9 protein-coding genes are annotated in these 13,437 nt (G+C 55.1%); 5 read left to right on the top strand and 4 right to left on the bottom strand.

The genetic code is table 11. The annotated features are described in order from the left end of the window. Positions 1–26: 26 nt before the first annotated feature. From greA to M6D81_RS17715, 3 genes are all read right to left on the bottom strand, one after another. Positions 27–506, bottom strand: coding sequence for a transcription elongation factor GreA (greA, locus tag M6D81_RS17725; protein WP_262678254.1), 480 nt, complete (start codon positions 504–506; stop codon positions 27–29). Between the two features lie 70 nt (positions 507–576). Beyond that, a complete protein-coding gene (locus M6D81_RS17720) occupies positions 577–924 on the bottom strand; it encodes a zinc ribbon domain-containing protein YjdM (RefSeq protein ID WP_262678253.1) in 348 nt (115 codons plus the stop codon). Between the two features lie 107 nt (positions 925–1,031). Continuing rightward, entirely contained in the window at positions 1,032–1,964 is a 933-nt protein-coding gene (locus M6D81_RS17715) for a methyl-accepting chemotaxis protein (protein WP_262678252.1), read from the bottom strand. Between the two features lie 225 nt (positions 1,965–2,189). Between M6D81_RS17715 and M6D81_RS17710 the strand changes: the two genes are divergently transcribed. Together M6D81_RS17710 and M6D81_RS17705 are read left to right on the top strand one after the other, a co-directional pair. Further along, positions 2,190–3,314 (top strand): SIR2 family protein, encoded by a 1,125-nt coding sequence (locus M6D81_RS17710; RefSeq protein ID WP_262678251.1) that lies wholly within the window; start codon positions 2,190–2,192, stop codon positions 3,312–3,314. Then, entirely contained in the window at positions 3,280–5,031 is a 1,752-nt protein-coding gene (locus tag M6D81_RS17705; protein ID WP_262678250.1) for an ATP-binding protein, read from the top strand. Before M6D81_RS17710 ends, M6D81_RS17705 begins: the two co-directional genes overlap by 35 nt. A 696-nt stretch (positions 5,032–5,727) precedes the next feature. Here M6D81_RS17705 and M6D81_RS17700 read toward each other — a convergent pair. Beyond that, entirely contained in the window at positions 5,728–9,432 is a 3,705-nt protein-coding gene (locus tag M6D81_RS17700; RefSeq protein WP_262678249.1) for an S-layer homology domain-containing protein, read from the bottom strand. A 186-nt stretch (positions 9,433–9,618) separates the two neighbouring features. On the opposite strand from M6D81_RS17700, the gene M6D81_RS17695 reads away from it, so the two are divergent. From M6D81_RS17695 to M6D81_RS17685, 3 genes are all read left to right on the top strand, one after another. Continuing rightward, positions 9,619–10,308, top strand: coding sequence for a response regulator transcription factor (locus M6D81_RS17695; RefSeq protein ID WP_262678248.1), 690 nt, complete (start codon positions 9,619–9,621; stop codon positions 10,306–10,308). Further along, the gene (locus tag M6D81_RS17690; RefSeq protein ID WP_262678247.1) at positions 10,305–11,696 is read left to right on the top strand and encodes a sensor histidine kinase; all 1,392 of its coding nucleotides are present in this window, start codon (positions 10,305–10,307) and stop codon (positions 11,694–11,696) included. Before M6D81_RS17695 ends, M6D81_RS17690 begins: the two co-directional genes overlap by 4 nt. A 338-nt stretch (positions 11,697–12,034) precedes the next feature. Then, a complete protein-coding gene (locus M6D81_RS17685; RefSeq protein WP_262678246.1) occupies positions 12,035–13,396 on the top strand; it encodes an extracellular solute-binding protein in 1,362 nt (453 codons plus the stop codon). Positions 13,397–13,437 lie beyond the last annotated feature (41 nt).

Raw genomic sequence — 13,437 nt, 5'->3', positions numbered from 1 at the left:
TTCTTCCGGTACTCATCGCACACTTGCTATGTAGCCTTAATCTCGAGGAGCTTGTATTCAATTGTACCCATCGGAGCATTGACATGAATGGCGTCGCCGACCTTCTTGCCCATCAGCTCTTTGCCGAGCGGGCTTTCATACGAGATTTTGTTCTCATCCACGTCCGCTTCCGCGGGGCTGACAAGCTGATACCGAATTTTCTCATCGAACTCCACATCATGCAGCGTCACGATTGTCCCCACGCCGACCTTATCGATTCCCGCGCTGCTGGCATCCACTACCCTGGCTGTCTTCAGCATCCGCTCCAATTGCAGAATCTTCGTCTCCAGGAACGCCTGGTCGTCCTTCGCCGAATGGTATTCGCTATTCTCGCGAAGATCTCCGAAGCTGATCGCCACCTTCAGCCGTTCCGACAGCTCCTTGCGCTTGACCGTCTTCAGTTCCTCCAGCTCGGCTTCTATTTTGGCATACCCCTCGGGCGTCAATATCATTTCTTCTTTCGCCATAATCGCCACTCTCCAATCGACATGCTCATCTTTAGTATTCCCCACTTCTCGAGATTCGGACGATGAGGCCTTATATTTTCTTTACGAACTCCGATTTCAGCTTCATCGCGCCAAAGCCGTCTATTTTGCAATCAATATTGTGGTCGCCCTCCGCAACAAGGCGGATATTCTTCACTTTCGTGCCCATCTTGATGACGGATGAGCTCCCCTTCACCTTCAAATCCTTAATGACGGTTACAGCGTCTCCGTCCTGCAGCACATTGCCATTGGCATCGACTGCCGTCAGAGCGGTATCTCCGACTTCTTCTCCCGTGCCCATGGACCACTCATGCGCGCATTCCGGACATACATACTGCCCTCTATCCTCATACGTGTAAGCTGATCCGCACTCCGGACAATTCGGCAATTGATCAGACATCTTATTACAGGCCTCCATTCCATTACTATAGCTGCTATTATACCATAACCAAGCTGTACACTGCCGTTGCTGCCATGGACTTGTTCAGATTCAGTCTATATGAAGCTCTACTCTACAACAGCTCCGATCTGCTTCGCCTGCTCATCCAGCTGCTTGGCAGCTTCCTCAATTCCATGAAACTGTTCGACTGCCAATCGGATCAGACTCTGGCTAGCGCTAACGGCAGATTGCGTGCGATTTGTCCCTTCGATGATCGCATGCACCTGACCGACCATTCCTTCCACATAACCGTTCACTTCCAATGCGGATTGCTGCACTTGGCCCGCAAGCTTGCGGACCTCCTTGGCAATAATATCGAAGCCGCGACCGCGCTCCCCCGCATGGGCCGCTTCGATAGCCGCATTCAGCGCCAGCAGCTGCGTCTGCGAGGATACATGGCGAATGACCTCTACGATGCTGAGAATAGATTCCGTATGCTGCTCCAGATGCTGCAGAATCGCCTTATTCCGCTCCGAGGCTTCCGCCACTTTATCCGCAGCTTCCTCCACCTCCAGACTCTTGCTCATGCCTTCCCGTGCGCGATGGAGCATCCTGTCGGACATGCCAAGCAACTGCTCCGTCATATGAATGGATGCCTGCTCACGAGCATTAATATCCGTCGCGACCTTCAGTACGGCGTATACCTTCCCCACATCGTCCACGACAGGCATATATGACGCTTCAAGTCTGATCGTCCGACCGTCCTTCGCTACCCTTGTAATCTTATCCTGGAATGCCCGACCGCTGCACAGCCCTTCCCAGAGCCTGGCATACTCCTTGCTATCGGCATATTGCTTCAAGCAGAACGTCCGGTGAGACATGCCGACCAGCTCACTGGTACGATATCCAATCGTTTCTGCAAAAAGCGCATTTGCCCAGATCACCTCACCGTTCGTATTGAAGGCAATCATAGCCAGTGACCGTTCAATCGCTGCAAGTACATCTTCATGCTTTAACATCTGGGCGGATCTATTTGTTTCGGAATCGGTGCCGGAAATCATTTTGACCCCCTCCTCATTTTGTATAACCTTTGTATAAAGTTATTCCTTATTATACAAATCCTATAAAATGACAGCAAGGCATTTTTCGACCGTACAGTTCCCTAATCTATGAGTATACATGAGCATTGCTTGCGACCGATTAATTTTTCATAGATTTGTCCACCCTATTAATAGTGCGGAAACATAACCACAGGCACCGTTACGAGAACAAGGGAGGGACTTCTCTTGCATAAGGATTATTCCGAATTTATTGAAGGCGTCGTCAGATTGAATCCTGCATTTATCGTGGGGAGTGGATTGTCCGCAGGTGCGGGCATATCCGGCATGGGAGAGCTGACTAGCTATATAATCAAACACATTCGTATTTCTAAATTTGCACAAAATCAACTTAATGAATGGGGAGCAATCAAGCGTCGGCTGACAGAGGAGAAGCAAGGCTTGGAGGAAGCGTTGCAGCATTCAGGCGAAGCCCTCAACGGTATACTGCTGCAAGAAATTGTGGAGCAAACCTGGCGCTGCATTGCGCATGACGAACAGCCGCTGCTTCCGGCGATATCCTATCGTGTCGATCCAACGGGTTTTTTGCGATATTTCACCCAATGCTTAACTTCAAATATTGACACAATTCACATTATCACGACGAACTACGACCATCTCATTGAGTGGTCTGCATCCAGCTGCGGCTGGAGGGTATGGGACGGGTTCGATGAAGGTACGATCGGGATGCCGCTGAGTGTCGATGCGCTGAACGAGAAGATGAGGAAGGTGACGGCAAGCGGGCGAAAGCAGGTGACGACGAGGCATCATCATGTGCGGGTATATAAGCCTCACGGTTCTCTGAGCTGGTTCAAATTGCCGAGCGGCGAGATGAGGAGAGTGCAAGGCATTGGTGCGCAATTGCTTACTGGACTGCGAAAGCTGTCCATCACGCCCGCCATCGTCACGCCAGGCACCGGAAAATACCTGGAAACCCATCAGGAGCCTTATAATTCCGTTCTCGCAGAGATGAAGCAAGTGCTGGACAAGTGTCGGGCGCTCATCTTTGTCGGCTTCGGCTTCAACGACTTGCACATACAAGGCAGCTTCGCCGGCGTCATGCGCAATGGGGATATCCCCAAGCTTATATTGGCGAGAGGACTGTCCCCGAATGCCAAGCAATTGATGCGAAGCGGCAAGCTGGTCAACTTCGTGGCAGTTCAGCGACAGGGAAGCGGCAGCGAAGTCATAAGCGACCAATTCAACAGCTTCGTCACGACTGAACCGGAGCATTGGACGTTGAAAGGGATGCTGAATCAAGCATGGGGAGCTGAGGGAAATGAGGGAGCAGCCAAGTCTGTTTCACATCCATGACGAATGGAGAATAGGCAGCGTCTATCTGGTAGACAGCTACAGAGTGAACGTGTCGGCCGTCAGCAATGAATTGCTGGGCAAGGCTCAGGTGAACGGGTACGTTCTCCTTCACACCTCGGACCCCAACGCCAGATTAATAGGCAGAGTCGACCGAATTGTGAAGGCACCCGTACATGCGGACGAGCTGCAGGATGCTGCAGCGGCGCTCTATGGAGGCGGTCTGGCGCATAATGACGTGACCATTAGCGTTATTGGCACCGTGAGAGGAGCCGGCGGCGGCAGAGAACGGCCCGTCTTCACAGGGGGAGTAGATCGGCTTCCCGAGATAGGTGCCGCTTGCTACTTGCTCCAGGGCGAGCACTTCGCCCTGTTCGTCAATCTGCTGGCGGACGGAGCCGCGATGCAGGCTGCTCCGTTAACACTGGGTTCATACGCACAAGCGGCAGGCGCTCCGGCCATTCTGGACGGCAACGCGTTCTTCCACAGGCATGCCGCAATCGTGGGATCGACTGGATCGGGCAAGTCCTGGACGGTAGCACGTATCGTCGAGCAAGCCGCCGAGCTCCGCCAGGCGAGCCTGATTCTCTTCGATCTTCACGGGGAATACGGACCGCTCGCGGCCCATCCCAATATCGGGAGGTACCGGATTGCGGGGCCCTCCGACTTGACCCGGAAGTCCCCTGATGCACTATTCCTCCCCTATTGGCTGCTTGGCTACGAAGATATGCTGGCGCTTATTCTGGATAGAAGCGACGAGAATGCGCCGAATCAGGCGATGGCCTTCAGCCGTGCCGTCATCGCCGCGAAGCAAGCTGCGCTTCGGGAGGCGGACATGCAGGAGGAGCTCGCTTCCTTCACGATCGATAGCCCCGTCCCTTATCCGCTTGACGATGTCGTGAAGGAGCTGACGGCGCGCAATGAAGAGAGGAACGTGAATCCTCGAACCGGCAACGAGACGAACGGCCCCCTCCATGGCAGGTTCAACCGCTTCCTGCCCCGACTGTCCGCCAAGCGAAGCGACAGACGGTACGGCTTCCTGTTCCCGCCGCAGAAGCAGCAGCTGGAGCCGGATTATCTGGACCTGCTGGCCGAGACGCTGATGGGAAGAGGGGGAGAGCACTCGCCAGGTGTGAAAATAATCGACTTCAGCGAAGTGCCGTCCGATATTCTGCCCCTGGCCGTCAGCTTGATTGCCCGGCTCGTCTTCCAGATACAGCAATGGTCGGGTCGCCAGTCGAGGCATCCTGTCGCACTCGTGTGCGAGGAGGCACATCTGTACATGCCGCAGCGATCGTCTGCGGACGCCGCTGAAGCAAGAGCCGTTCATGTATTCGAACGGATCGCGAAGGAGGGAAGGAAGTACGGCGTCAGCCTGCTGCCGGTCAGCCAACGTCCATCCGAGATCAATACGACAATTATGAGCCAGATGCATCATATCGTGGCTATGCGGCTGATTCATCATGCGGACAAAAGCGCCGTCAGCCTGCTGCTGCCGGAACATCTGGGAGGCATTGATCAGGTGCTGCCCGCTCTCGGCGTCGGGGAAGCGGTTGTCGCCGGCGCATCCTGCCTGCTACCAGGCCGAATCAAGGTGCGGGAGCCCGAATGCAAGCCTGCTTCAAACTCGATGAAAGTATGGGAGGAGTGGCAAGGCAACCGCAATCCCCAGCAGCTCCGGGATGCCGTGCGTCATTGGCGCAGGCAAAGCAGGGGATGACAGATGACACAGGCTGCAATCGCACCATTCATGAGAGCACTACGGATGATCCTTGCGGTATAATTCGCGGCTCTTGTAGCCCGCCTGCAGGATCATCCTTATCTCCTCGCGACGCTAAGTATGATAGCACGCTCCTGCAGCAGTCAAAAACCGCCTCCATACGCAAATGAGCCAGCTTTAACAAGGGCGTGTCTGAAAACCCGCTCAGTGGCACCTTTCACCGCCTTTCCGCCCCCTGCTTCGTTCCGTTTGCTTGACGTACCCCCGGGTACGCCTTCACAAACGCGCCTTGCATGGAACGAAAATTCGGCAAAATTTGCTGTCCTCAGAGTTCTCAGACACGCCCTAACTGGATTTAATGTCATTATTTTTTTGAAATACGCCTATTTGTCACAATCAACTGGATTTTATGCTGCTCTTTCGAACGAATATGGCGATCTTGTGCTGTACACTCCCATTTAACTGTACCTATTCCATTTGCTTATTACTCGGAAGACGATATCCCTTTAATAATAACTAAAAATCCAGTTAGCAGTCTCCGTACTTGAACATCATGTATTGGAACATGCTTCATCCTTAACGCCATCCCCGGTTACCCGATTATGCCTATTCCATTGCTTCAAACGTCAGCCTATACGAATGAAAATCCACTGCTCCATGCGAAGCAGCGGATTTCCGTCGTTACCCCTTCTATCCTTACAGTTCTTCAGACACAAACTGCAGATGCAGCAGCAGACGCTTCAGCATGACTGCAGCCTGTGCGCGTGTCGCCTGTTCCATTGGCGCGATGCGCGAGCCGCCGTCCACGCCGTCCATAATGCCCGCGCTCACCGCTTCAGCTACTGCATCGACCGCCCAGTCGGATATCGCATGGCGATCCGAGAATGGCCGAAGGCTGTCATCATCAGCGTCCAATGGATCTGCGGCAGCCGACGATTGCGCGGCTAGAGCGCCAACTGCAGATTGCTCGACGAAAGCGATCGCTCTAGCCGTCAGCACTGCCAGCTGCTCCCGGGTAATGGGCGCATCCGGGGCGAAGCGATCTTCGGATACGCCTTGGATCAGCCCTGCCGCAGCTGCAGCGCGAATAGCGGAATCGTACCATGCGTCTGATGCAACATCGCCGAAGGACGTCATGGCAGAGCTTGCCCATCCGCCTCCGCTCACAGACAATCCCAGCGAACGAACGAGCAGCGCGGTGAATTCTGCACGCGTAATCGTCTCATCGGGGGCGAACGTCGACTTCGTCTTTCCTTGCACAATCAGCTTCGACGCCATCATCGCCACATCCGCCCGAGCCCAATGGCGCCGCATGTCATCGAATTGCACATCGCCTGTCTTCAGCAGCGTATACACGCTATTGTGCGGCACTTGCATCATCACTTCTCCGGTACCATCACTACGTCGATTGTGTGCCGACGGAATGAAGTGGAATGTGCCTGCAGCGGGATCGTACAATACCCCGAGCAGTTGGTTGCTATCGTAGTCTTCATTCGGGACGATGGACCGCGCCATATACGTTCCGTCGAAGTCATCTATCTCGACTCGCCGCTCTCCCGCTTCCACAATGACCCGGAAGTGCAGCACGCCTCCGGCCATCTCATGCCCCGCCGTCTCCGCCGCTTCTCTGACCTCCGCTTCCAGCTCCTCGTCAGCAAGCTCGATCACGACGCTCAGCGTCAGCTCTTTCAGCGATACACCGAGCTTGGCTGCCAACTCTTCCAACTGCAGAGCGGCAATGGATAGTCGATAGCTGGAGCCGTTCAGTTGCACTTGCACCGTCAATTCCGGACGTCTATCGGCAGCATCGGCAAGCAACTCCGCGGGCAGCTGCACCCGAACCGCATCAGCCGCATCGTTCACTTCTGCGACGATACGCGCAGCATCTCCAAGGAGAGACAACGCTTGCTCCATCACCCGATCCGTCACTTTCACTTCCTGAATAACCGTTCCGTCACTATGCCGCTCGGTCGCAACAGATGCCTTATCTACGATAATCCGCACTTCGCCGCCTTCCCCAACTACTACCTTCGGCCCGGCGGGAACGACAGGCGGGATGTAAGGCTCCAAGCGCTTCACGACCAGTCGATAAGCCTTCTCTTCTCCGTTCAATGCCTTGCTGCCAATGCGAATATCGTTATCACCTACTGCAAGCGGCAGCGGCTCGCTCGCCATCCCGCTATTCACGGTCTGAGGCGCTTCGCCGTATACGCTGGCTGTCACCGTATCGGTTGCCGCCATCGCCGAAGGGGTGACGACGATGGCTGACACAGAATGAGGCACCGTGACCGCATACGCCAGCCTGGCCGGATCGAAGGATGGAGAGAGCTCGCCCTCCGACACCGCCAGCCCGCCAAGCTCCGCGGTCGAGGTATCCAGCCGGAAGCGATGCGATACGACACTCGCCACATTGCCCGTCTCATCTTGCGCCAGGATATGCAGATGCCAATCGCCGTCCGTACCATCCGGATGCAACATGTCTCCGTTCAGGAACGATGACCAGCCATCAACCGGCGATGCGACATCCTTCGACCATGCATATTGCAGCGAGGCCGCATTCACTCCGCTTCCGGTATCACCCACCGCTACCGTCGTCTGCGCCGTCCTCGACCATACTTCATTGCCATTCGTACCGAAGCCGACGGACGGAGCGGTGCGGTCGATCTTCACCGTCAACAAGGCTCCCAGTGTATTGCCCGCCTTGTCTGTCACCCGGAATTGCAGAGCATGCACGCCCTCTTCATCCAGAACGATAGGCTGGCCGCTTGCATAAGACTGCGAAGCACCGCCGTTCACCGTGTAAGCCAGCGTATCGATGCCGCTTGCACCGGCCGTGGCGTTTACTCGCACAATGACATTCTCACTCGTCCACTCGCCACTTGAATAAGCGCCCCCGCCGGCCAGTGCCATGGCAGGCGTCAGCATTAATCCGCTTCTGCTGATTTTCACCGTGCGCGTCTCGACCGTTTCATTGCCGGCTGCGTCGGCCGCCTTCAGCGACAGGGCATAGACACCTTCTTCATCGAGCCGTATCGCCGAGCCGTAAGGATGCCATGCCGCTCCGCTATCCAGCGAATACGTCACGCCCGTCACCGTGCCTGCATCAGATGCGGCAACGGATACCGTCACGGCTTGGTTCGTCCATGTATCGTTCGCATAGTCGCCGCCCGATTCCGTCATCATCGCAACATGGAGAGACGGCGCCGTATTGTCGAGCCGGAACCGTTCCGACTTCGCCGTCGCGGCATTGCCGAGCTTATCCTCCGCCTTCACATGCAAGTACCAGTCGCCGCTCACTCCGTTCAGAGCGATGATCTGCCCGCTCGCGAACGTCTCCCATCCCGCTGCCGGCAAGACTTGGTCAGTTGACCACGCATACTGCAGCGAAGCGGACTCTACTCCGATACCCGCATCGCTCACTTCCACCGTCGTTGAGACTGCCTTCTCCCAAGCCTCGCTTCCGTTCGTGCCGAAGCTGACCTCCGGAGGGAAGGTATCATTGCCGACATAAGCGGACTGATACACCGTTCCGAAATCTCCCGCCGCCACATACTTGCCCTTGGCATATACAACGCTTCTAATCACCCAGAACACTTCGCCGTTCTTCTGAACCGACCAGTTCACTCCGTCTCGCGAAGTCAGCACCGTCCCGAAATCGCCTACAGCCGCGTAATGCTCATCACCATAGGCGACGCTGTACAACGAATCGGCCACTCCGCTCGCTTGAACGCTCCAATCCGCACCATCATCCGATGTCAACAGGATACCGCCCCATCCGGACGCCACATACTTCCCGTTGCCGTACGCAATGCCATACAGATCTTCGGTCGTTCCGCTCGTCCGACTCGTCCAGTCTGTTCCGTCAGGCGAAGTCGAGACCACTCCGAAGGCGCCCACCGCCACATATTGGCCGTTGCCATAGGCTATATCTTCATAGAAATCCGATGTGCCGCTGTCCCGGCTTGTCCAGCTCTCACCGTCACTGGAAGTCAAGATCGTGCCGAATAGCCCGACTGCAACGAACAAGCCATTCCCATAGCCGACACCGATCAGATCGCTGAAGGAATCGTCCTTCACCCAACTCGTCCCATCTCCGGACACAGCTATGCCGTCATCCCCGACTGCGACAAACCTGTCGTTCCCATAGGCCACGTCATTAGGCAAGGCGATAATGCCGCTGCCCTTCTGCTCCGACCAATCCTCCCCATTGCCGGATGACCATACCTTCCCTACTTTCCCTACAGCCACATACTGGCCATTCCCATACGCTAAGCCTGCCAAGTCTCCTTCCAACGGCCCGCGACTGCTCCACTCGTCCAACGGATCGGCCGGAACGGCATACGCCGGAACGCTTCCAGCCAGAAGCGCTAACAGCACAACCAAAGATATGATGCGTCTCATGCACATTGCTCCTTACTCCTTAAGTTAGGTTCATCGTATCACGTCTCCTCCGGGAGGAAGATTAAAGGAAGATTAGAGAATGACATCCGGAGGTAAAAAGCGAGGGCTGCCATCCGATAGAAAATATAGTTTATAATGAAAGAACCGAAACACCGTGTCCAACATGGAAGAGACGGGGGAATCGCCATGACGCAACCACATATCTTGATTGTCGATAATGAAAAGGATATCCGGCAGCTGCTTAAGGTTCATCTGTACAATGCCGGCATGCAGACGCTTGAGGCAAGCTCCGGCCGCGAGGCGCTGGCAGCTCTGAGACAAGCATCCGTTCATCTGGTCATCCTAGACTTGATGATGCAGGATATGAACGGCTGGGAGGCGCTGCACCGCATGCGGGCAAGCGGTCATGACATGCCGGTAATCGTGCTGAGCGCCAGAGGAATGAACGCGGACAAGATCGAAGTGCTGGGAATGGGCGCCGACGATTACGTTACCAAGCCGTTCAGTATTGGCGAGCTGGTGGCACGCGTGCAAGCCAATCTCCGCCGTCACCCCGCACCGGAGCCGAAGAGCACGATAACAATAGGCGAGCTGACTTACGATACCGTTACGCAGCAGGTTCATAAGCCGTCCGGTACGGTCTCGCTGTCGCCATTGGAAGGCGATCTTCTGCAGTTGCTTATACAGGAGCCGGGTCGAGTATTCACGAAGAAGGAGATATCTCAGGGCGTATGGAAGCTGGACCGGATGGACACCAATACGGTCAATGTCTATATCAATTATTTGCGAAAGAAGATTGAAGACCATCCCTCGCGCCCTCGTTACATCGAGACGATCAGGGGCCTCGGCTATCGCTTCAACGGTGAGCAGCCATGACATTGCGTACCAAGATGTGGCTGCTGATCGTCAGCAGCACGATGGCGGGATTCATACTGCTGTTCCTGACCGGTTATTTTATTGGCGAAATATTCAATAAAGGCTATACGCATCTTACGCTGCATGAGATCGGAACCACGCTTGCCGAGACAGCCCAGGAGTTGGGTGACGATACGACCGGTGTCATTGCGCTGATCGAGCAGGTGAAAGCGGAGCATCCCAGCTTGCAACTGGAATGGCTGGCTGCGGACGGCTCCATGCTGCATGCGACGAGCGGCAGGACGGCACCTTATACGTTCCAGGAGATGTCCGACCGCTTCATCAACATGCCCTTCAGTCTATGGGAGAGCGGGAAGGAGATTGCCATGGTGTTCTCCTGGAAGCGACAGCAACAGCAATACCTGTATATGACGCTCCCCGGCGACAGCATGAAGAATAACCAGCTTTTCTTCTATATGCGCAATCGAATCGACTTGCTGCAGCTTCTCATTCCTGCCGCTTCGTTCATTCTGGCCCCTTATGTTATTGTGCTGCTGTACTTTCAACGTATGAGCAAGAGACTGCAGCGACTGAATACAGCGATGAATGCGGTAGACGCGCAAGGCTCCACGATCGCACTGGAAGACTCTTCCCGCGATGAGATCGGGCAGTTAACCCGCCGCTTCAACAGCATGTCGGAGAGAATTGGCGAGCAGGTCGGCCAGATCCAGCAATTAGAGAACAAGCGAAAAACGTTGATTGCCAATCTGTCTCACGATCTGCGCACACCGATGACGATGATACACGGTTATGCGGAGACGCTGCACTCCGGACTCTATCGGAGCGAAGAAGAGAAGCGCGCCTACACTGACATTATTATGCGCCGGTCACAATATATGAATCGGCTGCTCCAGCAGCTGCTGGAGATATCCCGACTGGACGCCGAGCAGGAACACGCGCATCTCAGCACAGTCGACTGCGCCGAGCAGCTGAGACGTATTGCCGTGGATTATGTACATACGCTGGAAGCCGGTCGTATTGCGCTGGATGTCTCCATCCCGGAGCATCCCGTATACACCCGACTGGACATCCCCCTATTCGAGAGGGCGGTACGCAATCTGATCGAGAATGCCATCCAGTACGGCGGCAGCGGCGGCTACCTGGGGCTAAGCCTGGAGCAACGCGACGACCTGCTGTACATCGTCGTCACCGATCGGGGCCCAGGCATCCCCGAGCATCTGCATCGGCATATATTCGAACGATTCTTCCGCGCGTCGGAAGGAAGAGAAGGCGATGGCATCGGTATCGGCTTGTCCATCGTGCAGGAGGTGGCCGCCGCGCACGGCGGGCGCGTCGAAATGAGCAGCGTCCCCGGTCGGGAGACAAGCTTCCACCTCATACTGCCTTAATCTTATTTACATTTTTTGTTTACAGATGCTGCATTTAGTGCTACGATGTACGTGAGCTGAATATACAAAAAAAAGTATATTAAACGGCATGCCGGATTCCATTATCGCAGACGTCCGATTATAGCCTTCGGCACAGCTCATTTTGTCTTAATATACATTTTTATGTACATTGATGAAGGCGAAGGGAGTGACTGTCCAGATTATCCAGCAGCTAGTTGTAAACGCTATCTTCAGGAGTAGATGAACATGTCTTATCGCATCATGTTTCGACAGGATTGGCTTTAAAATGATGAATAAATCCAAGGGGAGCTGATCATGCAATGAGGAAGTTGTTCATAATGGCACTGATAACAATGATGGGACTGACTGTCGTCGCGGGCTGTTCCGGCAGCGGCAATAAAGACAACAATACGAATAAGCCTTCGGAGACCTCTTCTGCAACGGCCAAGCCGGAAGAGAAGAAGGACGAACCAAAAGTAGACAAGGCTGATCCGTTCACGATGACGATTCGCCACATTCACATTCGCGAGACCGCCAAGGATTCATTGAAGCTGCTGGAAGAGGTGGTCGAGAAGACGGAAGGCGAGGTGCCGGGGCTCAAGTTCACGCTGGATGGCGTGGAGGACACCGTCAACCGCGACGTCAAGTTGAAAGCCGAGATGTCCAGCGGTACGCAGCCGCCTATCTTCAATCTGTTCGGAGGTGCCGATACCCAGAACTACTCGGCAGCAGGGCGTCTGCTTCCGCTGAACGACATTATGGCGGAGCTCGGCTTGTCGGATTCCTTCTTCGATCTCCGCGAATTCACAGTGGACGGAGAAGTATACGGCTTGCCTGAGACGGGCTACATCGAAGGCTTCTTCTACAATAAGAAGATGTTCGAGGAAGTCGGAGCCGGCATACCGGCCACTTGGGACGAACTGATGGCCACGATGGAGAAGCTGCAGGCGAAGGGCATTACTCCGCTTGCCATGGGCGCCGGCGGCGGCGACGGCTGGGTAGCGAACATGCTCGTGAACAACATGTTCGTCGCGCTGGGCGGACCTGAGCTGCAGGAAGGCTTCGCGAAGGGCGAGACGAAGTGGACCGATCCCGCCGTAATGAAGACATTCGAGATTATCGCCGACATGGTGAAGAAGAAGTACATCGATCCTAACGTATTGGGCCTGGGCTTCGCGGAAGGCCAAGCCAAGTTCTACACCGGCAACGCGGCTATGCTGTTCGACGGCAGCTGGGCGGTCAGCGCCGTGATCGGCGAGACCTCCACTGTGAAAGACGATGTCGGCTTCTTCCGCTTCCCCGACATCGGCGGCAAGGGCGACGGCTACATTAACGGCGGATGGTCCAACGGCTACGGCTTCTCCAAGGATCTGAACGACAATGAGCTGAAGGCGGTCAAGGGGTTCATCAAAAACTTCTACACGCTTGAAAATCAGAAGCGCACGCTCGTGGAGAACAACAAAATTCCTTCCATGAAAGGCGTTGACAACGTGGAAGGTGCAAGCGAGCTGATCAAATCAATCGGCGAGCAGCAAGGTTCGGCGAAGGGCGCTTATCCCGCGTTCGATGCGCTTGTGAAGCAGGAAGTGAAGGTACAGCTTGAGTCGGTGGTGCAAGAGCTGCTTGGCGGGCAGGTATCACCTGAGGATGGAGCGAAGCGCATGCAAGAAGTGCAGGATGCTGCAAATGCACAAGGCTAACTAATTTCAACCTGGCTGCCATTTGCCCATGCAGCGAATGG

Origin of the sequence: Paenibacillus sp. J5C2022 (assembly GCF_025567625.1) — a bacterium.
Classification (GTDB): Bacteria; Bacillota; Bacilli; order Paenibacillales; family Paenibacillaceae; genus Pristimantibacillus.
Note: the sequence above shows the minus strand (reverse complement) of the source record. Positions and strands in the feature narration are given on the sequence as shown.

Excerpts from the sequence above, each read along its gene's own strand:
- greA (WP_262678254.1), bottom strand. The coding sequence starts at position 506 with ATGGCGAAAGAAGAAATGATATTGACGCCCGAGGGGTATGCCAAAATA.
- M6D81_RS17720 (WP_262678253.1), bottom strand. The coding sequence starts at position 924 with ATGTCTGATCAATTGCCGAATTGTCCGGAGTGCGGATCAGCTTACACG.
- M6D81_RS17715 (WP_262678252.1), bottom strand. The coding sequence starts at position 1,964 with ATGATTTCCGGCACCGATTCCGAAACAAATAGATCCGCCCAGATGTTA.
- M6D81_RS17705 (WP_262678250.1), top strand. The coding sequence starts at position 3,280 with ATGAGGGAGCAGCCAAGTCTGTTTCACATCCATGACGAATGGAGAATA.
- M6D81_RS17700 (WP_262678249.1), bottom strand. The coding sequence starts at position 9,432 with ATGAGACGCATCATATCTTTGGTTGTGCTGTTAGCGCTTCTGGCTGGA.
- M6D81_RS17695 (WP_262678248.1), top strand. The coding sequence starts at position 9,619 with ATGACGCAACCACATATCTTGATTGTCGATAATGAAAAGGATATCCGG.
- M6D81_RS17690 (WP_262678247.1), top strand. The coding sequence starts at position 10,305 with ATGACATTGCGTACCAAGATGTGGCTGCTGATCGTCAGCAGCACGATG.
- M6D81_RS17685 (WP_262678246.1), top strand. The coding sequence starts at position 12,035 with ATGGCACTGATAACAATGATGGGACTGACTGTCGTCGCGGGCTGTTCC.